General features: G+C 70.5%; 22 protein-coding genes and 4 tRNA genes. 16 read left to right on the forward strand and 10 right to left on the reverse strand.

The features are described 5' to 3' along the window. The first annotated feature begins 39 nt into the window (after positions 1-39). Positions 40-1122: a phosphoribosylformylglycinamidine cyclo-ligase gene (purM, locus tag VZF99_RS03260; protein WP_067712004.1), complete on the forward strand. Its 1083-nt coding sequence runs from the start codon at positions 40-42 to the stop codon at positions 1120-1122. Between the two features lie 146 nt (positions 1123-1268). Here the strand turns inward: purM and VZF99_RS03265 are convergent, their stop codons facing one another. Both VZF99_RS03265 and VZF99_RS03270 read right to left on the reverse strand, forming a co-directional pair. Beyond that, a complete protein-coding gene (locus VZF99_RS03265; protein ID WP_067712007.1) occupies positions 1269-1454 on the reverse strand; it encodes a DUF3073 domain-containing protein in 186 nt (61 codons plus the stop codon). Positions 1455-1624: 170 nt separating this feature from the next. Next, positions 1625-2788, reverse strand: a complete 1164-nt coding sequence (locus tag VZF99_RS03270) for a YgfZ/GcvT domain-containing protein (protein WP_407335700.1) — start codon at positions 2786-2788, stop codon at positions 1625-1627. Between the two features lie 39 nt (positions 2789-2827). Between VZF99_RS03270 and VZF99_RS03275 the strand changes: the two genes are divergently transcribed. Next, positions 2828-3736 carry an aminodeoxychorismate lyase gene (locus VZF99_RS03275; protein ID WP_407335701.1) on the forward strand — a complete coding sequence of 303 codons (909 nt, stop codon included), beginning with the start codon at positions 2828-2830 and terminating at the stop codon, positions 3734-3736. A 28-nt stretch (positions 3737-3764) separates the two neighbouring features. Here the strand turns inward: VZF99_RS03275 and VZF99_RS03280 are convergent, their stop codons facing one another. The 4 genes from VZF99_RS03280 to VZF99_RS03295 form a co-directional block, all read right to left on the reverse strand. Further along, positions 3765-4454: an FABP family protein gene (locus VZF99_RS03280; protein ID WP_374210689.1), complete on the reverse strand. Its 690-nt coding sequence runs from the start codon at positions 4452-4454 to the stop codon at positions 3765-3767. Positions 4455-4573: 119 nt separating this feature from the next. Next, positions 4574-5074 (reverse strand): hypothetical protein, encoded by a 501-nt coding sequence (locus VZF99_RS03285; RefSeq protein WP_407335702.1) that lies wholly within the window; start codon positions 5072-5074, stop codon positions 4574-4576. Positions 5075-5122: 48 nt separating this feature from the next. Continuing rightward, positions 5123-5953, reverse strand: coding sequence for a sulfurtransferase (locus VZF99_RS03290; RefSeq protein ID WP_120284463.1), 831 nt, complete (start codon positions 5951-5953; stop codon positions 5123-5125). Between the two features lie 10 nt (positions 5954-5963). Beyond that, on the reverse strand, positions 5964-6704 hold the full coding sequence (locus VZF99_RS03295) for a DUF2993 domain-containing protein (protein WP_407335703.1): 741 nt from the start codon (positions 6702-6704) through the stop codon (positions 5964-5966). Positions 6705-6785: 81 nt separating this feature from the next. Here VZF99_RS03295 and VZF99_RS03300 point away from each other — a divergent pair, with 81 nt between their 5' ends. The 6 genes from VZF99_RS03300 (at position 6786) to pstB (ending at position 12656) form a co-directional block, all read left to right on the forward strand. Beyond that, complete coding sequence (locus VZF99_RS03300; protein WP_407335704.1) at positions 6786-7475, forward strand: winged helix-turn-helix domain-containing protein; 690 nt, start codon at positions 6786-6788, stop codon at positions 7473-7475. Next, positions 7472-8458, forward strand: coding sequence for a mycothiol synthase (gene mshD, locus VZF99_RS03305; protein ID WP_407335705.1), 987 nt, complete (start codon positions 7472-7474; stop codon positions 8456-8458). Before VZF99_RS03300 ends, mshD begins: the two co-directional genes overlap by 4 nt. A gap of 254 nt (positions 8459-8712) precedes the next feature. Then, positions 8713-9819, forward strand: a complete 1107-nt coding sequence (gene pstS / locus VZF99_RS03310) for a phosphate ABC transporter substrate-binding protein PstS (protein WP_096905966.1) — start codon at positions 8713-8715, stop codon at positions 9817-9819. Between the two features lie 77 nt (positions 9820-9896). Further along, positions 9897-10949, forward strand: a complete 1053-nt coding sequence (pstC, locus tag VZF99_RS03315; RefSeq protein WP_120284455.1) for a phosphate ABC transporter permease subunit PstC — start codon at positions 9897-9899, stop codon at positions 10947-10949. Continuing rightward, positions 10949-11863: a phosphate ABC transporter permease PstA gene (gene pstA, locus VZF99_RS03320; protein WP_185951258.1), complete on the forward strand. Its 915-nt coding sequence runs from the start codon at positions 10949-10951 to the stop codon at positions 11861-11863. Before pstC ends, pstA begins: the two co-directional genes overlap by 1 nt. Positions 11864-11879: 16 nt before the next feature. Continuing rightward, the gene (gene pstB / locus VZF99_RS03325; protein ID WP_067712029.1) at positions 11880-12656 is read left to right on the forward strand and encodes a phosphate ABC transporter ATP-binding protein PstB; all 777 of its coding nucleotides are present in this window, start codon (positions 11880-11882) and stop codon (positions 12654-12656) included. Positions 12657-12751: 95 nt separating this feature from the next. Here the strand turns inward: pstB and phoU are convergent, their stop codons facing one another. From phoU to VZF99_RS03340, 3 genes are all read right to left on the reverse strand, one after another. Then, entirely contained in the window at positions 12752-13534 is a 783-nt protein-coding gene (gene phoU, locus VZF99_RS03330; RefSeq protein ID WP_407335706.1) for a phosphate signaling complex protein PhoU, read from the reverse strand. 77 nt (positions 13535-13611) lie between these two features. Then, on the reverse strand, positions 13612-14790 hold the full coding sequence (gene dusB, locus VZF99_RS03335; RefSeq protein WP_067712036.1) for a tRNA dihydrouridine synthase DusB: 1179 nt from the start codon (positions 14788-14790) through the stop codon (positions 13612-13614). Positions 14791-14851: 61 nt separating this feature from the next. Next, positions 14852-14927 (reverse strand) — tRNA-Lys (locus VZF99_RS03340). Between the two features lie 103 nt (positions 14928-15030). Here VZF99_RS03340 and VZF99_RS03345 point away from each other — a divergent pair. The 7 genes from VZF99_RS03345 to VZF99_RS03375 all read left to right on the forward strand — a co-directional run bounded on the left by VZF99_RS03345 (position 15031) and on the right by VZF99_RS03375 (position 21962). Beyond that, positions 15031-15103: transfer RNA gene (locus tag VZF99_RS03345), tRNA-Glu, on the forward strand. Between the two features lie 163 nt (positions 15104-15266). Beyond that, positions 15267-15343 (forward strand) — tRNA-Asp (locus VZF99_RS03350). Between the two features lie 49 nt (positions 15344-15392). Then, positions 15393-15466, forward strand: a tRNA-Phe gene (locus tag VZF99_RS03355). 87 nt (positions 15467-15553) lie between these two features. Further along, positions 15554-18811, forward strand: a complete 3258-nt coding sequence (locus VZF99_RS03360; protein ID WP_407335707.1) for an arabinosyltransferase domain-containing protein — start codon at positions 15554-15556, stop codon at positions 18809-18811. 85 nt (positions 18812-18896) lie between these two features. Next, positions 18897-19682 carry an enoyl-CoA hydratase gene (locus tag VZF99_RS03365; RefSeq protein WP_067712041.1) on the forward strand — a complete coding sequence of 262 codons (786 nt, stop codon included), beginning with the start codon at positions 18897-18899 and terminating at the stop codon, positions 19680-19682. Then, positions 19670-20896 carry a CobW family GTP-binding protein gene (locus tag VZF99_RS03370; RefSeq protein WP_407335708.1) on the forward strand — a complete coding sequence of 409 codons (1227 nt, stop codon included), beginning with the start codon at positions 19670-19672 and terminating at the stop codon, positions 20894-20896. The genes VZF99_RS03365 and VZF99_RS03370 overlap by 13 nt, the downstream gene beginning before the upstream one ends. 181 nt (positions 20897-21077) lie before the next feature. Then, positions 21078-21962 carry a LuxR C-terminal-related transcriptional regulator gene (locus VZF99_RS03375; protein WP_120284447.1) on the forward strand — a complete coding sequence of 295 codons (885 nt, stop codon included), beginning with the start codon at positions 21078-21080 and terminating at the stop codon, positions 21960-21962. Positions 21963-22021: 59 nt separating this feature from the next. Here VZF99_RS03375 and VZF99_RS03380 read toward each other — a convergent pair whose 3' ends face one another. Further along, the gene (locus tag VZF99_RS03380) at positions 22022-22597 is read right to left on the reverse strand and encodes a cob(I)yrinic acid a,c-diamide adenosyltransferase (RefSeq protein ID WP_096905962.1); all 576 of its coding nucleotides are present in this window, start codon (positions 22595-22597) and stop codon (positions 22022-22024) included. A gap of 72 nt (positions 22598-22669) precedes the next feature. On the opposite strand from VZF99_RS03380, the gene murA reads away from it, so the two are divergent. Further along, entirely contained in the window at positions 22670-23953 is a 1284-nt protein-coding gene (gene murA, locus VZF99_RS03385; RefSeq protein WP_407335709.1) for a UDP-N-acetylglucosamine 1-carboxyvinyltransferase, read from the forward strand. Positions 23954-24301 lie beyond the last annotated feature (348 nt).

The raw sequence follows: 24301 nt of genomic DNA on the forward strand, positions 1-24301 counted from the left end.
ACGGGCGCCCGACCAGGGGCGCCGACGAGGAGAGACCACATGACCGACAACTCACACCCCCCGACCGGCGCCTCGTATGCCGCCGCGGGCGTCGACATCGACGCCGGCGAGCGCGCGGTGGAGCTGTTCGCCCCCCACGCCAAGCGGGCGACCCGGCCGGAGGTGATGGGAGGCCTCGGTGGATTCGCCGGCCTGTTCTCGCTGAAGAACACCTACCGGCAACCGCTCCTCGCGTCGTCCACGGACGGCGTCGGGACCAAGATCGCCGTCGCGCAGGCGATGGACGTCCACAACACGGTCGGTATCGATCTCGTCGCCATGGTCGTCGACGACCTCGTGGTGTGCGGTGCCGAGCCGCTGTTCCTGCAGGACTACATCGCCATCGGCAAGGTCGTCCCCGAGCACGTCGCGGACATCGTCGAGGGGATCGCGGAGGGCTGCGTCCGGGCCGGGTGCGCGCTGCTGGGCGGGGAGACGGCCGAGCACCCCGGTCTCATGGCCCCGGGGGAGTACGACATCTCCGCCACCGGTGTGGGGATCGTCGAGGCCGACGAGATCCTCCAGGCCGAGAAGGTCCGCCCCGGCGACGTGATCATCGGCATGGCCTCCTCGGGGCTGCACTCCAACGGGTACTCGTTGGCCCGGCACGTCCTCCTCGAGCTCGCCCGACTCCCGCTCGAGGGGCACGTCGAGGAGTTCGGACGGACCCTGGGTGAGGAGCTGCTCGAGCCGACGCGTATCTATGCGCTCGACTGCCTGAGCCTCATCGCGGAGACCGACGTCCGGGTCTTCAGCCACGTCACCGGCGGCGGGCTCGCCGAGAACCTCGCCCGGGTGATGCCCCGCGGCCTGGTCGCGCGCCTCGACCGGGGGCGCTGGCCCGTTCCCGCCGTCTTCGGCACCATCGCCCACCACGGCCGCGTCGAGCAGGCCGAGATGGAGCGCACATTCAACATGGGGGTCGGGATGGTCGCCGTCCTGCCCGAGGAGGACGTGGACCGGGCCCAGGCCGTCCTCACCGCACGCCACGTCGAGAACTGGGTGATCGGGCGCGTGGAGAAGGCCGGCGAGGACGCCGACGCCCCCCGCGTGACACTCGAGGGTTCACACGCCCGGTTCTGACCGCTCGCAGACGACAGCGACCCGGCCGGGGCAGTTCCGGCCGGGTCGCTGTGTCGTCGTGCGGTGTCCCGGCCAGTGTGACACGCATGGGCCGGGCATCCTCGGGGATGCCCGGCCCACGTGGGTCTACCGGGAACGGGGGATGATCAGTACCTGGTGTCGCCGTCGGACCATGACCCGTAGGGGTCATCGTCCTCATCGGTGCTGAGCCGCGTCGGCGACCCTCCACCCGACAACTCCTGCTGGAGACGTTCTAGGTCCGTCTGCGGAGTGTTGTACTTGAGTTCGCGAGCGACCTTGGTCTGCTTCGCCTTCGCGCGGCCTCGGCCCATTGACCTGACCCCCTCGGAAACGGTGCTGGGCCACCTCGGGGGTGCCCATTGCAAGTGTGAGTATCTGCCTGTCCACAGGATAGCGTGCCCGGCGCGGAATGTCCGCCCGGGTGTCGAGGGAGTCGTCTCCGGCAGTGACCCGCGGGGGTGATCCGACCCCCGCGGGGGTGTCAGGCCTGGCCGCGGAGTCGGCGGATGGCCTCTCGTCCGGCCTGGGTCCCGGTGTCCTCCGGGGCGCTGTCCGGGTCGACGGCGGCGACGACCCCGTCGATCTCGAGGGCGGCGTCGACGGCCACGGACCGCTTGAGCAGGGCGAGGGCCACCGGTCCGTCCTCGTGGTGCTGGACCACGGTCCCGACGCGTCCGACGGGGCGGCCGGCGGCGCGGACCTCGGCGCCCGGCACGGGCAGTTCGTCGCTGGCGGATCCATCCAGCTGGAGTCGGACCAGGACCCGGGGCGACCGTCCGAGGTTGTGGACCCTGGAGACGGTCTCCTGGCCGCGGTAGCACCCCTTGTCCAGGTGCACGGCGCCGCGCTGCGCCACATCGCCGATCCAGGTGGGGAGCTCGTGGGGGATGGTCTTCTCGTCGGTGTCCACCCCGAGGCGGCCGCGTGGCGGGGTCGTCCCCGCCGCCCGTAGGGCCTCGAACGCCCACGAACCCGCCGGACGCGCTCCCGCGGCGACCGCCGCGTCGAACCACGCGCTCAGTTCGGAGCGCGGGACCAGCAGGTCGATCGATCCGGTCAGGGGCCAGGGCATCCGCCGGGCCACACCGCCGCCCGGCAGCGGGATGCCGGCGTAGTCCCCGACCGGCAGGGTCACCTCGGTGCCGTCCGGGGCCTCGAGGGTGGCGGGGAGGGCGGCGCCGGTGAGGGTGAGGACGGCGAGGTCCGCGGTCTCCGGTGTCGCGTCGGCCCAGAACACCATCTTGGTGAGGAACTGCAGCAGGTCCGCTCCCCGGCCGGGTTCGGTGTCCACGACGAGCGTGCCGGCGACGTCGGCGAGGACCGCGTGGTGTTCCACCCGCCCGTTCGCGTCCAGCACCAGCGTCTCGGCGCCGCCACCGTCCGGGATCTCGGACACGTGCTGGGAGACGAAGCCCTCCAGCCAGGTCAGCCGCTCGCCGCCACCGATGGTCAGGACGTCCCGGTGGGAGCGGTCGACGACCACCGGCGCGGAGTCGGCCGCGCGCTGCTCCCCGAACGGGTCGCCAAAGTGGTACGGCACCCCGACGTCGGGGGAGGTGTCGGCCTGGTTCACTGCTCCGGGGCGGGTCAGGATCGGGCTGCGGTAGCCGCTGTCGGTCCGCTCGGGCACAACTGGGTCGGTCACGATCGCGAGTCTACGTACCCCGCCGTAGTGTTGGGCGGCATGGGCACAGCAGCGGAAACGGGTACCGATCGGACTGACGACGCACGGGTGGTCGTCCTCGTCGCGGGCGGTCCGGAGGGGCCGCGTCCCCGGGTCCACCCGTCCGATCAGCCACTGTTGTTGGCCGACGACCTGGCCGCCGTCCGTGGCGACGGTTGCTTCGAGACACTCCTCGTCGTCGGTGGCCGCCCCGCCAAGCCGGAACGTCACCTGGCGAGACTCGCCAGATCAGCGGCCTCGCTGGGGCTGACCGGGCCGTCCCCGGAGCAGTGGCTGGCGGGCATCGACCTGGCCGCGCGCCGGTGGGGGCCGGACTCGGAGGCGATGCTGCGGTTGGTGCTGTCCCGCGGGCCCGAGCGCGGCGGGCGGGAGACGGCCTACATCACCGTCGCGCCCGTGAGCGGGGTGGCCCTGCGGGCGCGGGCCGAGGGAATCGCGGTGACGGCCCTCGGTCGGGGGTATGCGTCGGACGTCGCCGCGTCCGCCCCGTGGCTGCTGCTCGGATCCAAGACGCTGTCGTATGCGGCCAACATGGCGGCGCTGCGGCACGCCGCCGCGGCCGGGTTCGACGACGTGGTCTACCTGTCCTCCGACGGTGAGGTGCTGGAGGGCCCCCGTTCCACCGTGGTGATCGCCCGCGGCGGTGAGCTGGTGAGCCCTCCGGCGGAGGTGGGGATCCTCGAGGGCACCACCCTGGCGGCCATGGCGGAGATAGCCGGGGCCGAGGGTGTGCGCGTGCGGCGGGAGCGGCTGCTGCTGACCGACCTGTTGGCCGCGGACGCGGTGTGGCTGTTGTCCTCGGTGACCCTGTGTGCGCGGGTCCGCAGGGTCGACGATGTGACGCTGTCGACCGGGGATCCTGGGATCGATGTCGTCGGCATGGTCGATCGGGCGGTCGGCCGCGCGTGACGGGCCCCGCCGCCCGGGCGGGGAACCGCTAGCCGGCGATCCGACGAAGTCGCGCGGACATGTGGGGCACGAGGCCCCTCTCCGGGTGGACGCGCTCCTCGACCCAGCCCAGGTCGCCACCCTCGACGATCCCGTAGATGCGCTTGGCGCCGCCACGCTTGGGCCCGGTGGGGGACGCGAGGACCACGTCGGTGGTCATCTCCCAGGCCGACTGGCTGATCGGTGCGCCGTAGTACATCTCGATCACGCCGGACGCGTGGGCCACGAGGAACTCGAGCTGGTCATCCGCGGAGATCCGCCAGAATCCCGTCTCCCGGTAGGCCGCGTCGTCCACGGCGCCACCGGCGTCGAAGGTCCAGGCGCGGGAGGTCCAGGTCAGATAGTTCTCGCCGTCGTGGGCGACGATGAGTTGTTGGCCGAACCGGTGCTGGCCGCGGTCCTCGGTGTCGGCCTCGCCCTCACCCTCCCAGACGCCCACGAGGGGCAGCAGGGCCAGCAGGCCCGGGTGCAGGTCGGGGCCGAAGCGCAGGTTGGCGGTGTCCTCCGGGACCGGGAGCTCGGAGAACGGGGCGATGTTGCGGCGGGCGGTCTCCTCCGACCGCTCCGCCGCGGCGTCGACGGCCGCGTTTCCGGATCCGGGCACGACCGACCGGCCGCCTCCCCCTGAGGGGGTGGGCGGCGCGGGGTCACCGGTGTTCGGCTGGTCGCGTTCCGTCACGACTCGTCGGTGACCGTGCGGTACACGATGTAGCAGGTGGCCCACAGGATGGCCAGCGTGCAGAGGACCAGGAGGATCTCGAAGAAGAGCACCATGGCCCAATCCTAACCCCGAGCCTCTCAGCCGAGTGAGACGCGGGCCTCGATCGAGTGGATGAGGCAGTCCTCGGGGGGCACGACGAAGTCCTCGCTGACCCGCGCGGTGACGCCCACGACGGTCGCCAGGGTGAAGTCCGCGTGCACGACGCCCTCGCGCCCCGGGGGGTCGACGGTGATGACGATGTCGCGGACCTCGCGGATCACCGAGTACTGCAGGTGCAGGTGGAGGTCCCACCGGAGCTGGTCCGCCCCGAACCCGGTCTTCAGGCCGTTCTCGCGACGGACACAGTCCTTCGCGAACGGCACCCGGAACGCCGCGGCCGGGACCGTGAGCGCGGTGAGGTACATCCGAACGGCTGCCTCCCGCTCCTCGGGGGAGTAGGGGCCGGGGTGATCGGGCACGGCCGGGGTCGCCCCACGGCGTTGATCGATTCCCACGAGGACGGTGGAGGCGACCGCGGCGCCGACGGCGACGACGGAGGCTCGCCCGGCCATACCGAGCGCACGCGACAGGAGAGACATGGGATCGAGATTAGCCAGTCCCGCCGGCCGCCGGGGTGAACACGCGGCTCACCGCTCGACAGGGACCCCGATGAGGGAGCCGTACTCCACCCAGCTGCCGTCGTAGTTGACGACGTTCGGTTGATCGAGGAGCTCGTGGAGGACGAACCAGGTGTGGCTGGACCGCTCGCCGATCCGGCAGTACGTGACGACGCGCTGCCCGGGGGTGCCGAGAAGATCGGCGTAGATCTCGCGGAGCTCGGCGTCGGGCCGGAACGTACCGTCGCGGGTGACGGCTCGGTTCCACGGAATGCTCACCGCGCCGGGGATGTGCCCGCGCTGTCGGCCGCCCTCCTGGGGCAGGCCGGCCGGTGCGGCGAGCCGGCCGGTGAACTCGTCGACCGATCGCACGTCGACGAGCGCGTCACTGCCGAGGCCCGAGAGCACGTCCTCGCGGAACGCCCGGATCGACAGGTCCTGGGGCTCGGCGACGTACTCGGTCGCCGGCCGCTGCGGCAGCTCGGTCTCCAGTGGCAGGCCGTCCCGCTCCCAGCGCATACGGCCCCCGTCGAGGAGACGGACGTCGGGGTGCCCGTACAGCCGGAGGTACCAGTAGGCGTAGGCGGCGAACCAGTTGTGGTTACCGCCGTAGACCACCACGGTGTGCTCGCGGGTGATGCCCCGACCGGACAGGAGTTCGCCGAACCGCTCACGGTCGACGAGATCGCGCGTGTACTCCTGCTGGAGTTCGGTTCGCCAGTTCAGCGCGACAGCACCGGGGATGTGTCCGTCGGAGTGGTAGGCCGTCACGTCCTCGTCGACCTCGAGGAAGACCACCGAGTCGTCGGCCAGGCGCGAGGAGGCCCAGCGGGTGCTGACCAGTACGTCGTCGCGACTCATGGGCCCGAGTCTAGAGGTCCGTCCGTGCGAGGCCGTCGAGCGGCGCGGTGCCGGGCCCGCCCTCACCGGCGGCGGTGATGGTGCCGCCCGTGATGCTGAGGGTCTCGACCGCCACGCCCAGCGGGAGGACGTCCGGTTCCAACGTCAGTGCCGTGCGGCGCAGGGCCAGCTCGCCGTCGCCGTCGGGGAACCCCGCCGGCCCGATCGCGGGTGCCACGGGGACGAGCCGTGCGCCGAGGTCGTCGACGACGAGGTCGACGAACGCCGAGACGCGGACGTCGGATCCCTCGAGTGTCCCGGTGACCCGGGCCCGGGTCTCGGTACCCCCGGCGAGGCTCGGGTCGTCGGCCGCGCCGACCAGCACGTCCCGCATCCCCAGGGCCGGGCCGAGCGAGGCCCCGGTGATCTGTACCGAGACCGTCACCTCCCCGGCGGTCAGCGGACCGGTCGGGTCCTCCGGCACGGAGACGTCGGTGGCCACGGCCTCCACCGCGACCGGCCCGAGCCCGGGCCGGTCGACCCCTTCGACCCGGATCGTCGCCGAGACGAGGGTGTCCGGGCCGGACCACCGCGACCCCGGCGCGCCGCCGATCGTCACCGAGGGGGGCCCGGCACCAGTGTTGCCCGGGTCGATCCGACCGGACAGGTCGGCCTCGATCCGTGAGGCGGACACCGTCTCCACGGTGAAGGCGCTGCCGGCCACGACGGCCACGGCGACAGCCGCGATGACGACGGGGCGGGGGGGTCTCATGGCATTCAGGTGTACTCCAATCCCCGTTTCGGGGGTGCGGGTCGCTAGTATCGTCTCGGCCCCGGACGGAGAGGAAGCGACATGGACGTAGTGCTCCTCGCCGCTGAAGCAGACCCGGAGGCGGTCATCCCCGCGCTGCCTCTCCTCCCGCACTCGGTGCGTGTACTCCCGCCGCTGGCGTCCTCGCTGGGGGATCTCGCCGGTGCGGCACTCGCCCTGGTCGACGCGCGGAGTGATCTCGCGGCGTCGCGGGCACTGTGCAGGCTGCTGTCCGGTGGCGGGGACCTCGCCGTCATCGCCGTCGTCTCCGAGGGGGGACTGATCGCCGTCAGCGGGGACTGGGGCCTCGACGACATCCTCCTGCCCACCACCGGGCCGGCGGAGGTGGACGCCCGGTTCCGCCTCGCCGCCGCGCGGCACTCGTCCCAGGGCGAGGCGGACGGTGGCCTCCTCACGGTCGGCGAGCTGGTCATCGACGAGGAGACCTACGTCGCCCGCGTCAAGGGGCGCCCCCTGGATCTGACCTACAAGGAGTTCGAGCTCCTCAAGCACCTGTGCCAGCATCCCGGCCGGGTCTTCTCCCGCGCGCAGCTGCTCCAGGAGGTGTGGGGTTACGACTTCTTCGGTGGAACCCGGACCGTCGACGTCCACGTCCGGCGACTGCGCGCCAAGCTCGGTCCCGATCACGAGTCGCTGATCGGCACCGTCCGTAACGTCGGGTACAAAGCGGTCCGGCCGTCGGATCGCAGGGAGGACGGAGGCGACGCATGACAGTCACCGAACGCGCACCGGACGCCGGTGCCGCCGACCGGATCGAGGCGATGGCACGGCAGGCGGGATCGGTCGACGGGGTCGCACCCCTCGGTGAGCAACCCCTCCGGGCCCTCCGCGGGCCGGCCGGCGGCGCGCGTCACTTCCTCGCGACCGCCGCAGACTCGCCCGACGCCGACTCGGCCGGTGCCGCCACGGGCGGGGGTTCCGCTGACCCCGCGATCGTCGGCTACGCCCAGCTCGTCGGCGCCGGGGACGAGGCCTCGGCGGAACTGGTCGTGGACCCCTCGCACCGGCGCCGGGGGCACGGGAGCGCCCTCGTCCGCGCGGTCCTCGAAGCCGAGCCCGGCGCCGCGATGTGGGCGCACGGTGACATGCCGTCCGCGCGGGCCCTGGCAGAGGGCCTCGGGCTGGCGCGGACACGCGAACTGCTGAAGATGCGCCGGCGCGCCGCCGGCGGGCCCGCGCTTCCGGATCCGCACCCGCCCGGGGGGATCGAGACCGGAACCCTCGCCGAGGCCGCGTCGGAGGGCGGGTCGCGGTGGCCGGGGATGGACACCCGGGAGGAGTTCCTCCGCGTGAACAACGCCGCGTTCTCGTGGCATCCGGAACAGGGGGGCTGGACGCGAGAGCAGCTCGACGACCGGCTCGGCGTCGACTGGGTGGATCCCGGCGCGGTCTTCCTTGCCGTGGATGCCGCGGGCGAGACGCCGCGGCTGGCCGGGTTCCACTGGACGAAGACCGTCGCCGAGCCCGGGCAGCCGGTCGAGGGCGAGGTCTACGTGGTCGCCGTGGACCCGTCTGACCAGGGCAGGGGCCTGGGCGGTCTGCTCACCGCCGTCGGGGTCGAGCACCTCGAGGGCCGGGCAGGGGCGGAATCGGTCGTCCTCTACGTGGAGGGCGACAACCTCCCGGCCATCCGCACCTACGAGAGGCTCGGTTTCGCCGTCGAGCACCGAGACGTGACGTACGCCTCACGCTGAATTCCGCGGCGGTCCGGAGACGAGATCTCAGGATCACCCCAGGTGGGGTACCGCGGGGGGGAGGGGCGGCTGTCCGGGTGAACAGCCCATGACCAGGGAGTTCATCTCGGGTTCACCTACGTCCTCGGCGTTGTTCACGTCCGCACCCTAGGTTCTCTCCACGTCGGATCGGCGCGTCCCGGTCCGGCCCTGCGACCCAGTCGCCGACAACGTGACCCGGTGGAGGTCTCCACCGGATGAACCAAGGAGATTCTGTGGACCTCAAGCGCACCGGTGCCCTGCTCGGGCTGGCCGCCCTGACGACGGCCGGACTGGCCGCCTGCTCCGACGACAACGCGGGGACCAACGACACCGCCCAGAACGTCGCGGGCGTCGAGTGCGAGGGGAAGCCCAACCTCAATGCCTCGGGATCCTCGGCGCAGAACAACGCCATGACGATCTTCGCCAACTCCTACGCCACGAGTTGTGAGGGACAGACCATCGACTACAACTCCAACGGCTCCGGCGCCGGCGTGAAGGAGTTCATCGGTGGACAGACCGACTTCGGCGGTTCCGACTCGGCGCTGAAGGAGGACGAGTACCCGCAGGCCGAGCAGCGCTGTGAGAGCCCCGCGTGGAACCTTCCGGCGGTCTTCGGCCCGATCGCGGTGGCCTACAACCTCGACGGGGTCGAGCTCAGCCTGTCGGGCTCTACCATCGCCCAGATCTTCAACGGCGAGATCACCACGTGGAACGACCCGGCCATCGCCGCGGAGAACGAGGGAGTGGAGCTCCCCGAGCAGGACATCACCGTGATCTTCCGCTCCGACGAGTCGGGTACGACCGACAACTTCCAGAAGTACCTCGTGGCCGCGTCCGACGGCGCGTGGACCCAGGAGGCCGGCAAGACGTTCAACGGCGGCGTCGGCGAGGGCGCCAAGGGCAACGAGGGCGTCTCGGCCGCGATCGGCCAGACCCCGGGGACCATCACCTACACCGAGTGGTCCTACGCCAAGAACCAGGGCCTGTCGATGGCCAAGGTCATCACGCCGGCGGACGCCGAGGGCGTGGAGCTCAACGCCGAGACCGCGGGCACGACCATCGACTCCGCCAAGCTGCAGAACGAGGGGACCAACGACCTGGTGATCGACACCTCGTCCTTCTACGTCCCGGAGGCCGCGGGGGCCTACCCGATCCTCATGCCGACCTACGAGATCGTCTGCTCCGAGTACCCCGACGCCGAGACCGCTGCTGCGGTCAAGGCCTTCCTGAACGTCGCAGTCTCCGAGTCCGTGCAGGGTGAGCTCGAGGGCGAGGGTTACATTCCGGTTCCCGACGCCTTCCGTGGCAAGCTGACTGACGCGATCGACGCGATCAAGTGATAGCCCGGTCGCTGTCCCCGTCCGCGGACGGGGACAGCGACCGACCTCATACAGACCCCCGGAAGACTGAAGGTCCCATGACTGTGCACGACTCCGTCGAACGAGACGTCGACAAGACCGCCGGCCGCCGCGGTGAATGGTCGGAGGACGACCACCCGGGGGCCGGGGGCCGGGGAGACGGCCCACGGGGCCTGCTCACCAACGGGTCGTCCCGGAATATCGACTCCGTCTTCCGGTCGGTCACGGTCGCGGCGGGCGCGATCATCGTCGGGCTCATCGCGCTGATCGGCATCGTGCTGGTCCTCCAGGCGGTGCCCTCCATCCTCGAGGACCAGGTCAACTTCTTCACCAGTTCCGAGTGGAACACGACCGATCCCGACAACCTGAGGTTCGGCATCCTCGACCTGTTGAAGGTCACGGTCCTGAGCTCGGTCTTCGCACTTCTGCTCGCGGTGCCCGTCGCGATCGGGATCGCGACATTCCTCGTCCAGTACGCGCCACCCCGGATCTCCCGGGCGCTGTCGGCGATGATCGACCTGCTGGCGGCCGTCCCGTCGATCGTGTACGGGATGTGGGGACTCATCGTCCTCGGCCCGTGGATCACCCCCTTCGCCACCTGGCTCAACGAGAACCTGGGGTGGTTCTTCCTCTTCGCCGACGGGAACGTCTCGATCGCCGGAGGCGGGACCATCTTCACCGCGGGTATCGTGCTCGCGATCATGATCCTCCCGATCATCACCTCGATGTCCCGCGAGACGATCCGTCAGACCCCGTCGTTGCACCAGGAGGCCGCTCTGGCACTTGGCGCGACGAAGTGGGAGAAGATCCGGATGACGTGCTTCCCCTACGCCAAATCGGGCATGATCGCCGGGTCGATGCTCGCCCTCGGCAGAGCGCTCGGCGAGACGGTGGCGGTGCTCATCATCCTCCGTGCCTCGAGCTCGGCCAGCGGCCTCTCCCTGTTCGACGGGGGCTTCACGTTCGCGTCGAAGATCGCTTCCGGGTCCGCGGAGTTCAACAACCCGATGTCGACCGGGGCCTACATCGCCGCCGGCCTCGTGCTCTTCCTCCTCACGTTCATCGTCAATCTCATCGCGCGCTCGGTGTCCGGTGGAAAGGTCAACGGCTGATGTCCCAGGTAACCCCCGACCTCGCACGACCGGCCAAGCCGTCCGAGACCTTCCTCCCCGTCTCCGGTGGGCGGAAGGCGAAGAACTCCGTGGCGACGGCGGTGTTCACCCTGTCGTTCATCGTCGCGGTGATCCCGTTGATCGCGCTGCTCTACAAGGTGGTATCCGCGGGGGCCGAGGCGATCATCAACCCGACCTGGTGGACGAATTCGCTCTTCCTCGTGTCGCCGTCGTCGCTCGCCGGCGGCGTCGGTCACGCCATCTACGGCAGCCTCGTCCAGGCGCTCATCGCGGCCGTCATCTCGATCCCTCTGGGTATCGCCGCCGGCATCATGCTCGTGGAGTATCCCGACTCCACGCTGGCGCGACCCACCACCCTCATGGTCGACGTCCTCGCCGGCGTCCCCTCGGTGGTCGCGGCGATCTTCATCTTCGGCATCTGGATCACGATGCTGCAGTTCGAGTTGAGCGCCTTCGCTGTGGGACTCGCGTTGGTCCTGCTCATGATCCCGCTGATCGTCCGCTCCACCGAGGAGATGCTCAAGCTCGTCCCGGATGAGTTGCGTGAAGCCTCGTACGCGTTGGGGGTGCCCAAGTGGAAGACCATCACCAGCGTGGTCATCCCCACCGCGCTGTCGGGGATGATCTCGGGCATCTTCCTGGCGCTCGCCCGGGTGATGGGGGAGACCGCGCCCGTGCTGATCCTGGTGGGGTACACCGCGAGCTACAACTACGACCTCTTCCAGGGCAACATGGCCTCGCTGCCACTGCTGATCTACAACCAGCTGTCCAACCCCAACGACGCCGGTCAGTACCGCATCTGGGGCGCGGCCCTCACGCTCATCCTCATCATCGCGCTCGCGAACGTTCTCGCGGCGTTCGCTTCCAAGGCGCTCGCGCCGAAGACCAAGTAAGGACACATCGGTTCAGATGGCAAAGCGACTCGACCTCGAGAACGTCGATATCTTCTACGGTGACTTCCACGCGGTGAAGGACGTCGACCTCCACGTCCCGCCCCGGTCCGTGACCGCGTTCATCGGCCCTTCCGGATGTGGCAAGTCCACCGTCCTGCGCTCCCTCAACCGGATGCACGAGGAGATCGCCGGGGCCTACGTCAAGGGCTCCATCAAGCTCGACGGTGTGGACATCTACGACAAGAAGATCGACCCCGTCGCCGTCCGGCGGACCATCGGGATGGTCTTCCAGCGCCCCAACCCGTTCCCCACGATGTCGATCAAGGAGAACGTGGTCGCGGGGCTCAGGCTCCAGGGCGTCAAGAACAAGAAGACCCTCGACGAGGTCGCCGAGAAATCGCTGCGCGGTGCGAATCTCTGGAACGAGGTGAAGGACCGCCTCGACAAGCCCGGTGGTGGGCTCTCCGGCGGCCAGCAGCAGCGTCTGTGCATCGCCCGCGCGATCGCCATCGAGCCGCAGGTACTCCTGATGGATGAACCCTGTTCCGCGCTCGACCCGATCTCGACACTGGCCGTGGAGGACCTCATCGCCGAACTCAAGAACGAGTTCACGATCGTGATCGTCACCCACAACATGCAGCAGGCCGCCCGCGTGTCCGATCAGACCGCGTTCTTCTCCCTCGAGGCCACCGGCATGCCGGGTCAACTGGTCGAGGTCAACTCCACGGAGAAGATCTTCTCCAACCCGGACAACAAGCAGACCGAGGACTACGTGTCCGGCCGTTTCGGCTGACCCGTCCCGGCGCTCACACGGACGTCACTGCCCCGGTACAGGCCTCGAGGCCGGCACCGGGGCAGTGACGTTCCCCCACGTCAGGTCGCGGTGTGTCAAGAGTCCCCGACGGTGCCGTCCCGGCCCGTGGCCTCGTGGCGGGCGATGCGCTCCTTGAAGGTCCGGTCCGTCTCGTTGAACTGGCGCACCAGTTCCTCGCTGGAGGGGGACGGGCGCTCGGGGTCGTCCTCGGGGACGGTGGCGTACTCGCCGGTCGCCAGGAAGATCACGCGCTGGGCGACCTCTACGGCGTGGTCGGCGAAGCGCTCGTAGTACCTGCCCAGGAGGGTGACGTCGACCGCGCAGGCGACGCCCCACTTCCACTCCCGGACGGTGAGCAGGGTGAACAGATGGCGCCGGAGGTCGTCGACGGCATCATCCTGCCGTGCCAGCGTGGCCGCCTGCTCGGCATCACGGTTGAGGAGGACCTCGGTGGCGGAGCGCCCCAGTGAGACCGCCACCCGGCCCATCTCGGCGAGGTAGCCGTTGACGGGCTCCGGCAGGACCGGCTCGGGATGGCGACGGCGGACGATCTTGGCGACGTGTCCGGCGAGGGTGCCCATCCGGACGAGGTCCTGCACGAGCTGGATCGACGTGACCACCTGTCGCAGGTCCCGCGCGACGGGCGCCTGGAGGGCGAGCAGGGCGAAACCCCGCTCCTCGTTCTCGGTCGCCAGCCTGGACATCTCCGTCGCGGACTCCAGGACCTTCTCCGCGGCGACGAGGTCGACCTGGAGCAGGGCGTGGGTCGCCAGCTCCATGTCATCGGTCGCGAGGGAGCACATCCGGGCCATGGACGTGGCCAGGCCCGCGAGTTCTTCGGAGTAGACAAGACGCATGTTGCCAGAATACGCGCATGTCAGGGCGGTCACCGCCGGTGCGGTGAACGACCGGTGAACATTCGTCCGCGGCGGGCTCAGCCGCCCGAGTTCTCGGCGTCCGCGCCCTCGAGCGCGGTGGCGTCGTCTTCCGGGTCATCGAGCCAGCCCTCGGGCAGCAGCACCTTGGAGGGGGAGCCCTGACGCCCCCGCGGTCCGTACCCGTCGGCCGGGAAGGGCTCGTCGGCGGGAAGGTCCGCGAGCAGCTCGGCCAGGTCGTCCAGGGTGCGGACGGCGGACAGGCCGACCCGTTTCTCCGATCCGGCCGGGAAGCCCCGGAGGTACCACGCGACGTGCTTGCGGATGTCGCGCATCCCCTTGTCCTCGCCGTGGTGCTGCGCGAGGAGTTCGCCGTGGCGGTACATGATGCGCGCGACCTCGCCCAGCGCGGGCGGGGTCGGCGCCTCACGACCGTCCAACCGTGCGGCCAGTTCGGAGAAGAGCCACGGACGGCCGAGGCAACCGCGGCCGATCACCACGCCCGCGCAGCCGGTCTGTTCACGCATCCGCACGGCGTCCTCGGCGGAGAAGATGTCGCCGTTCCCCAGCACCGGCACATCCGAGACCGCCCCGACGTGCTCGACGAGCCGGGAGATCTGCGACCAGTCCGCCTCCCCGGAGTACCGCTGGGCGGCCGTCCGTGCGTGGAGCGCGACGGCCTGCGCGCCCTCCTCGACGGCGATGCGGCCGGCGTCGAGATGGGTGTGGTGGGCGTCGTCGATGCCGACGCGCATCTTCACCGTCACCGGGATGTCGGTGCCCTCGGTGGCGCGGACCGCCGCGGCGACGATCGAGCGGAACAACCGGCGCTTGTAGGGGATGGCGGACCCGCCACCACGTCTGGTGACCTTGGGCACGGGGCACCCGAAGTTGATGTCGATGTGATCGGCCAGGTCCTCGTCGACGATCATCTTGGCGGCCGCGTAGGTGTACTCGGCGTCGACCGTGTACAGCTGCAGACTGCGCGGCGACTCGTCCGGGGCGAAGGTGGCCATGTGCAGCGTCCCGGGCTGGCGTTCCACCAGGGCGCGGGCGGTGACCATCTCGCAGACGTACAGGCCGGACACCGAGCCCTGCTGGTCACGCTCGATCTCGCGGCAGAGCGTGCGGAACGCGACGTTGGTGACCCCGGCCATCGGCGCCAGGACGACGGGGGACGCGAGCTCCAGGGGGCCGATGCGCAGTGCGGGGGCCGCGGCGGCGGTGGGTGCGGACATGACCCCGATTCTCCCAGCGGGGCGCGAGCAGGTCCAATGGGCCCGCGCGCCGGGCGGTACATGGTGCCCCCAGTCGGGCTCGAACCGACGACCTGCGGATTAAAAGTCCGTAGCTCTACCAACTGAGCTATAGGGGCGACGGTCACGATACCGTCCTCGTGTGCGGTTGGTTTATCCGCCCGGTGGGCGGTGCCCTACACTGGACCCCGCTGCGGACCGGGGCACCCGGACGTGGCGTAGGCCCCCTTCGTTTAGCGGCCTAGGACACCGGCCTTTCACGCCGGCAGCGCGGGTTCGAATCCCGTAGGGGGTACACATGGTCGAGGTCCCGGTCACCGTCAGGTGGCCGGGACCTCGTGCATTCATGGCACGCGTGCCTCTGTCGCGACTCTGACGTGTTCGGATACGGCTGGCAGGGGGCCGATTTGCGCAAAGGTCGGGCGGTCCACTAATGTTCTTTCTCGTGCGAAGAGCACGGCCCTGTGGCGCAGTTGGTTAGCGCGCCGCCCTGTCACGGCGGAGGTCGCGGGTTCGAGTCCCGTCAGGGTCGCCAGAGACATACCGGCGCATTCGGTGTTCACCGGGTGCGCCGGTGGTCTTAGGGCCAGGTAGCTCAGTTGGTACGAGCGTCCGCCTGAAAAGCGGAAGGTCGTCGGTTCGATCCCGACTCTGGCCACAACACCGACGAACGCGTCGGAGGGAACCCCCTCCGGCGCGTTCGTCGTTTCGGGGAACGTCCTCCCCTCGTTATAGCGTGGACGCCATGCCATCGACTGCCGCCGAGGTCCCTGACGTGCCGGAAAAGTCCCGTAGGGGACCTCGGTGGGGGATCGTCGCCGCCGTCAGCGGACTCGTCGGCATCCTGCTCGCGATCATCGTGCCGCTGCTGCCGGTCACGCAGACCACCTCCACCGTCAGCTGGCCCGAGGAGGGCACCCTCGAGCCGGTCACCGCGCCGCTCGTCGCGTACTACCCGCTCGACCTCACCGTCGAGGTGCCGTGCACGGCCGTCGGCCAGTTGCCCGACGGCCGCGAGGACGGCGTGCTGGTCTCGACCGCGCCCCGCGAGGCGGGGGAGAGCGCGGCGGCCCGCGCGCTCATGGTGTCCGTGGCCGGCCCCGACGTGGAGGTCCGCAGCCGCAACGCGCTCGTCGCCTCCGCGCCCACCGACGCGGTCGCCGCGCCCGGCGCGTGCTCCACGATCCGCGTCACGGCCGACTCCGGCTCGATCGGTGCCGAGTTCGTCGGCCTGGAGATCGACGGGCAGGGCGTCGGGGGCCGGATCGACGCGGACCTCCGTCCACAGGTGGTCGGGGTGTTCACGGACCTGGAGGGCGCGGCACCGGAGGGCATGGCCGTCGACATCACGGTCGACTCGCGCTACACCACGCAGGCGACCGCCATCAAGCAGATCGCGATCGTCGTGGGCATCCTCGCGATCCTCGTGGCACTCGTCGCGTTGCACCGGCTCGACCTGCGGGACGGGCGGACCGCGCGACGCATCCTCCCACCGGGCTGGTGGAAACCGCGTCCGCTGGACCTGCTGGTCGTGGCGACGCTCCTGGTGTGGCACGTCATCGGGGCCAACACCGCCGACGACGGCTACATCCTCACCGAGGCGCGCGCTGCCGTCTCCAGCGGCTACATGCCCGAGGTGTTCCGCTACTACGGGGCCCCGTACGCGCCGTTCGGCATGCCGTACTACCTCTACACAGCGATGAGCGCCATCTCGCTGGGCAGCGTCTGGCTCCGACTGCCCGCGCTGCTGCTCGGCATCGCCTCGTGGATCCTGCTGTCCCGAGAGGTCATCCCGAGGCTCGGCATCGCCGCCCGCCGCGCCGCGGCCGTGCGGTGGAGCACCGCCGCGGTCTTCCTCGCGTTCTGGCTCACCTACAACAACGGCCTCCGGCCCGAACCGATCATCGCCTTCGGTGTCCTGGCCACCTGGGTCTCGCTCGAGCGGGCACTCGCGACGGGACGGCTGCTACCCGCGGCGACCGGGTTCATCATCGGTGGGCTCACCCTGTCCGCAGCGCCCACGGGAACGTTCTGCATCGCAGTCATCATCGCCGCGTCCAGGCCACTACTGCTGCTCGTCATCCGGCGCGCGAAGCGCGACGGCTGGGTACCGACCGTCGCGCCGCTGCTGGCCGCCGGACTGGGCGTGCTGCACCTCATCTTCCTCGACCAGCCGCTGGTCACCACGCTGCAGTCGTCGGCGCTGCTCGGGGATGTCGGCCCCTCGGGCAGCTGGTACGAGGAGGTGTGGCGCTACGAATGGCTGATGAACCCCACCCCGGACGGCTCGCTGGCCCGCCGTTTCGGTGTACTCGCCATGCTCCTGTCCCTCATCACCTGCGCGGCGATCCTGTTCCGTAAGGGCCGGATCCCCGGGGTGTCCGTGGGCCCCGCCCGCCGCATCGTGGGATTGGCGGCCATCTCGATCGCGTTCATGGCGCTCAACCCCACCAAGTGGACCCACCACTTCGGCGCCTTCGCCACCATCGGCGCGGCGCTGGCGGCGCTGGTGACCATGGCGGTCCTCCCGGCGGCGACCAGGTCGCTGCGCAACCGCATGCTCTTCCTCGCCGGCGTCCTGTTCGTCCTGGCGCTGAGCTTCACCTCCACCAACGGTTGGTGGTACATCTCCATCTACGGCATCCCGTGGGGCGGCACCCAGCCCACCATCGCCGGGATCACCCTGTACTCCGTGTTCCTCGGGCTGATGCTCGTGGCACTCCTCGCCGCCCTGGTCCTGCACTACCGGGAGCCGTTCATGACGCGCACCGGGCAGGAGCGGGACGGTGGCGACCGCTGCCCCCTGCTCCGGTTCGCCCGTGAGGTCTCCCACGCCCCACTCGGGCTGGCCGCGGCCCTCGTCGTCGTCGTCATCGTCGCCTCCATGGCCGCAGCGGTCCGCAACCAGTACCCCGCGTACTCGGTGGGCCTGCAGAACCTCCGCGCTCTCTCCGGCGAGCCGTGCGGCATCGCCGATGTCGTGCTCGCCGAGCCCGACGCCAACGCCGGCCTGCTCGCCCCCGTCGGCGAGCCCCGGGACCAGCTCGAGGCCGGCGGCGAGGCGGTCGTGTTCGACCCCGACGGGATCCCGACCGACCTCACCGCCACGCAGGCGGCCGATACCGACACCCCCGGCACCGGCGAGGGCTCCGACACCACGTCGACCACCGCCGGCACCGAGGGCGGCGTGCGCATCGGGGAGGGCATCAACGGCAGCCACGCAGTCCTGCCGTTCGGACTCGACCCCGCCCGCGTGCCGGTCCTCGGCAGCCACCAGTCGGGTGCGCAGTTCAACGCGGAGACGACCACCGACTGGTACCGGCTCCCCGAGGGGGCGGGGGAGAACGACCGGAAGAGGGAGGACCCGCTCGTCACGATCGGCGTGGCCGGGTCCTTCGCTCCCGACGCGGTGCTCGTCGAGTACTCCACCGGTGGCGGGGAGTTCGAGGTGGCGGGCTCGGTCCTGCCGATCGACATCGGGCCGGCTCCGTCCTGGCGCAACCTGCGCGTACCGACGGACACCCTGCCCGACGACGCCACGGCCATCCGGTTGGTCGTCCGCGACCTCGACCCGGACCCGTCGCGGTGGATCGCGTTCACCCCGCCGCGCATGCCGGAGCTGGTCACCATGCAGCAACTGGTCGGCGACTCGAGGCCGGTGCTGCCGGACTGGGCGGTCGCGTTCCACACCCCGTGCCTGCGCCCGTTCGACGAGTACGCCGGCGTCCACGAACTGCCCGAGTACCGCGTCCTGCCCGATCGGGGACTGGCCGTGAGCTCCACCAACACGTGGCAGGCGTGGGACGGCGGTGGCCCCATCGGGTTCATCGAGTTGCTGCTCGAGGGCGAGACGGTGCCGACCTACCTCGATCACGACTGGGACCGCGACTGGGGATCGCTCGTGCGGTACACCCCGCTCGTGCCCGAGGCGCGCGAGGCGACCGTCACCCACGACGAGGCCGTACGGTCGGGACTGTGGAACGGTGGGCCGCTCGCGCGGTGACCGGCTAGCATCGGCCCCGGAGCTATTACAAGGACTTCCAAGTAATGGCGCACAGGCACCTGACGACGACAGACTGGAGACACGCATGTCCGTGACGGAGAAGCAGTTCGAGAACATCCTGGTCGAGCAGACCGACCGGGTCGCGACCATCACGCTCAACCGCCCCAAGGCGCTCAACGCGCTGTCCAGCGGCATGGAGAAGGAGGTCGTCGAGGCCGTCGAGGCGTTGGACGGCGATCCCGGGGTCGGGTGCATCGTCATCACCGGGTCGGAGAAGGCCTTCGCGGCCGGCGCCGACATCAAGGAGATGAAGGACAAGAACTACCCGGGCATCTACCTCGAGCGGTTCTTCCACGACTGGAAGCGCCTCACCGCCGCGCGCACGCCGATCATCGCCGCCGTGTCCGGTTTCGCCCTGGGCGGCGGCTGCGAGCTGGCGATGATGTGCGACATGATCATCGCCGGCGACAACGCCAAGTTCGGCCAGCCCGAGATCACCCTCGGCGTCATCCCCGGCATGGGCGGTTCGCAGCGCCTCACCCGTGCGGTGGGCAAGGCCAAGGCCATGGACCTGTGCCTGACCGGCCGCCAGATGGACGCCGACGAGGCCGAGCGCTCCGGCCTGGTCGCGCGCGTCGTCCCGGCGGCCGAGCTGCTCGACGAGACCATGAAGGTCGCCACCACGATCGCCTCCATGAGCAAGACCACGGCCATCGTCGCCAAGCAGGCGGTCAACCGTTCCTTCGAGACCACCCTCGAGGAGGGCCTGCTCGCCGAGCAGAACGCCTTCTACGCGCTGTTCGCCACGGAGGACCAGACGGAGGGCATGTCCGCGTTCGCGGAGAAGCGGAAGCCCGAGTGGCGTCGCTGAACGACGGACTGAGGCACGGGCACCTCGCCGGGGGCGGTGGCGGGACGCACGACGCGCACCGCGCCCCCGGTGAGCCCCTGCCCGTGCTCGTCCTCACCGGATACCTGGGCGCGGGCAAGACCACCCTGCTCAACCACCTGCTGTCCGGCGCGCCGGGGCTGCGCATCGCCGCGATCGTCAACGACTTCGGCGAGATCGACGTGGACGCCACCGCCGTCGCCGGGCGGGTGGACTCCATGGTCTCGCTCGCCAACGGCTGCGTGTGCTGCGAGGTCGACGCCGGTGAGCTCGGCGAGACCCTCACCCGGCTCGCGGGTCCCGAGCTGGGCCTGGACCTCGCGGTCATCGAGGCCAGTGGCCTGGCCGAGCCGCCCGTCCTGTCGCGGATGGTCCACGACGTGCCGCGGGACGTGGCGCGCCACGCGGGGATGGTCCAGGTCGTCGACGCCGAGGGCCTCGACGACGCCATGACGCGACATCCGCGACTCGCGGCGCACCTGGCGGAGGCCGACCTCGTCGTCGTCAACAAGTGCGACCTCGTCACCCGCGAGCGGTTCGGCGAGCTCCGCGCGACGATCCGCACCCACGCCCCGCGCGTGGCCGTGCTCCCGGCGGTTCGCGCGGCGGTCCCGGCCGGGCTGCTCCTGGGTATGGCCCCTGACGACCCGCGCACCGCGCCCGCCACGCCCGCCGCGACGTCCGGCGGTGCCCACCGGCACGGTGACCACGGACACAGCGAGCACGGACACCTGCATTGCGGCTACACGGCTGTCACCGTGACGCCGGCCGGTCCCCTGCACCCGCGCCGCTTCCTCACCGCGGTCTCGGCGCCGCCGGCCGGCGCCTACCGCGCCAAGGGCACGTTGACCCTGGCAGGCGCGGACGGCCCCCGCCGCTACGAGGTGGCTCTGGTGGGCCGCCGGTTGGAGCTGCGCGCCGGGGGAGAGGGGCCGGAGGGGCTGGTGGTGATCGGCGTGGAGATGGACGACGACGAGGTGGTCCGCTTCCTCGACGAGGCCGTGCTGGACACCGGGGAGACGGTTGACGCCTCGGCCATGCTGGGCCTGCACCCGTACCTCGTCGGCGACCCGGACTCCAGCGACGTCGAGGAATGGATCTACGACGAACAGCGCGCGGCGCCCGTCACCGGGGTCGCCGCGATGTTGGCCGATCCCGAGGATCCGGAGGCATTCGATCCAGCTTTCACCCCCTGACCGCGGTGCGGGGACGAAGCTGCGGCCGGTACCCCCGACGACCTGACGCCTCTCTCATGTTCTGGTTCGGCGTCACCCCGACCACGTGCGTATAGTGGCGCTGACGACGCCGAAGTGTCGCACCGGCAGGGGGGCCAACCGCCCGCGGCGGGGGTGCTGCACGGACGAGGGAGGAGACCTCGTGGACGAGGACAACACCGGCCACGGCCCGAGCGGCGCCGGGGACTCCCAGCGACGCAAGCGTGACCTCGCCTCGGTGCGTAGCGCGATCGCGGCGCTGCGGGAGGCCACGGGGATCCCCGTGACGATCGGTGGTGTCGTCGGGGAGGGCCACACGTTGGTCCTGTCCGAGTCCCTCGGGATGCGGACCTCGGCGATGAAGGACCTCAAGGTCCACTACGGGGCCGGCGTGGGCGGTCGGGTCATGGCCACCGGCAAGCCGGTCGGCGTGGCGGACTACCCGCGGGCCGGGGTCATCACCCACGAGTACGACCTGCCGGTGCTCTCCGAGGGGCTGCGGTCGATGGCCGCGATCCCCGTCGTGGTGGGCAAGGACGTACGCGCGGTGATCTACGCCGGTGTCCACTCCTCGGTCCGGTTCGGCGAGAAGGTCCTCAACCAGATGGCGGCCACCGCCCGCGCCCTGGAACAGGAGATCGCGGTCAACGACGCACTGGCGGCCCGCGGCGCCGCCCCGGTCGGGCCCGGCTCCGGCGAGGGCCGGTGGGACGACGTGCTGTCCAACGAGCGGATGCGCGAGACCCACGCCCGCCTGCGGATGCTCGCCTCACGCACCGAGGACCCGGACGTCCGCGCGGAGCTCGAACGCATCTGCGCCGAGATGGTCTCCCCGCCGCCCGAGATGCCCACCGCGCGGTTGTCCCGCCGCGAACTAGACGTGCTGGCGTGCGTCGCCCAGGGCAAGACCAACATCGAGACCGCCGCCGACATGGGCATCGGTGCCGAGACGGTGAAGAGCTACCTGCGGTCGGTGATGCGGAAACTCGACGCGCACACCCGGTTCGAGGCGGTCAACGCAGCGCGCCGCATGGGCGCGCTGCCCTGACCCGCACCGCTCCGGCCGGTCGCGGTCCGGTCAGCCGCGCTCCGTCCGCTGAGCCCCGGTCAGCCCCGCTCCCCGCCGGGCACCCACAGGACGTCGCCCTCCGGGTTCGCGACCCGGCCCAGGACGAACAGCAGATCCGACAGCCGATTCAGGTACTTCGCCGGCAGGACCGAGGTCGTCTCCGGGTGCGCCTCGACGGCCGCCCATGCCGAACGCTCCGCCCGTCGGGTGACGGTGCGGGCGACGTGCAGGTACGCACCCCCCGGGGACCCGCCCGGCAGGATGAACGACGTCAGGTCCGGCACCTCGGCGTTGAACTGGTCGATCCAGCTCTCGAGGCGATCGATATAGGCCTGCTCGATGCGCAGCGGCGGGTACTTGGGGTCCTCGACCTCCGGCGTCGACAGGTCCGCGCCGGCGTCGAAGAGGTCGTTCTGCACGGTCCGCAGTACCGCGACGACACGGTCGTCCAGGCCTCCGAGCGTCACGGCCACGCCGATCGCCGCGTTGGCCTCGTCGCAGTCCGCGTACGCCACCAGTCGGGGATCGTTCTTGCTCACGCGCGAGAAATCGGAGAGGCCCGTGGACCCGTCGTCGCCGGTCCGGGTATAGATCTTGGTCAGGTGAACAGCCATGTCGGCCAACCTACGCTGCCGCGGGGCCGGAGCTGGAGCGGATCCCTCCCTCCTCTCGCCTAGGGTGGAACCGTGAGCGCTAATCCCACGTCCCGCGAGGAGAGCTTCCTCGTCCGCGGCGGTACCCGACTGTCCGGCGAGATCTCCGTATCAGGCGCCAAGAACAGCGTGCTCAAGCTGATGGCGGTGGCGCTCATGGCCGAGGGGCGGACGACGCTGACCAATTGCCCGACGATCTCCGACGTCCCCGCGATGGCCGATGTGCTGCGCCACCTCGGGTGCACGGTCGACGTCTCCGGCGACACCGTCGTGATCGACACCCCGGCTGAGTTGGGGCACGTGGCCGATGACAAAGCGGCCCAGCGCCTGCGCGCATCGGTGTGCATCCTGGGACCACTGGTCGGCCGCCATCATCGCGCCGTGATCGCGATGCCCGGCGGAGACGCGATCGGAAGCCGTCCCCTCAACTGGCACCAGAACGGACTCAACCGGCTCGGCGCCCGCACCCGCATGGACCACGGCCGACTCGTCGCCGACGCGACCGAGCTCCGGGGCGCGAACTACGAGTTGAGCTTCCCGTCCGTCGGCGCGACCGAGACCTTCGTGACCGCGGCGGTCCTGGCGGAGGGCACCTCGGTTCTCAAGAACGCCGCGCGCGAGCCGGAGATCGTCGACATCTGCGACCTGCTCAACGAGATGGGGGCACAGATCAGCGGCGCGGGGACGAGCACGATCACCATCCGCGGCGTCGATGAGCTGACGCCGGTCAGTCACCGGGTGGTCGGGGACCGGATCGTCGCGGCCACCTGGGCCATGGGTGCGGTGATGACCCGGGGCGACGTCACCGTCACCGGCATCGACCCCATGTTCATCCATGTGGTGCTGGAGAACCTGCGCGCGGTGGGTGCCGACGTCGAGACCGGGCCCGACTGGATCCGGGTCGCCCAGGAGGGCCGGCCGCGGGCCCGGGACATCCGGACCCTGCCCTTCCCCGGTTTCCCCACCGACCTCCAGCCGATGGCGATCGCACTCGCCTCCGTGTCCGAGGGGGTGTCGGTGGTGACCGAGAACCTCTTCGAGGCACGGTTCCGGTTCGTCGAGGAGATGGTCCGCATGGGCGTGACCGCCGAGACCGACGGTCACCACGCCAAGATCGTCGGCCGCGAACGCCTCGACTCCGCGACGGTCTGGGCGAGCGACATCCGCGCCGGGGCCGGGCTCGTGTTGGCCGGCATGTGCGCGGACGACGTCACCGAGGTCTGCGAGGTCTTCCACATCGACCGGGGATACTCCGACTTCGTCGGGAACGTCCGGTCCCTCGGCGGCGAGATCGAGCGGGTGCCCACCCATCGGTGAGGTCGACGGGGCGGAGATCGGGCACGCGACGCCGAAACCGCCTCTGACCAGGCGATTAGTACTTTCGCCGCGGCCCGTGTAACTTTATCGGAGCCGCCAGGGAGCGGGCCGGAGCCGAGAGGCGAGGGCCTGGTTCGGGTGGTGGGAAAGTGTGGGTGTCCGGTTCTCCTGGTTTGACTGGGGCGGGCGGGTCACCTACACTGGAGAAGTTGCCCCGAGCGGGTGGCGGATTGCAGTGACTGCCCCGCGAGCTGGTTGTCTTCGGATGGCTGGTCAGTGGTGTGTGGGTGTTGTTTGAGAACTCAACAGTGTGTTTTGTTTGTGATAGTGCCAAATTTTTTGTTTGGT

Origin of the sequence: Dietzia kunjamensis, assembly GCF_045689975.1 — a bacterium.
Classification (GTDB): Bacteria; Actinomycetota; Actinomycetes; order Mycobacteriales; family Mycobacteriaceae; genus Dietzia; species Dietzia kunjamensis.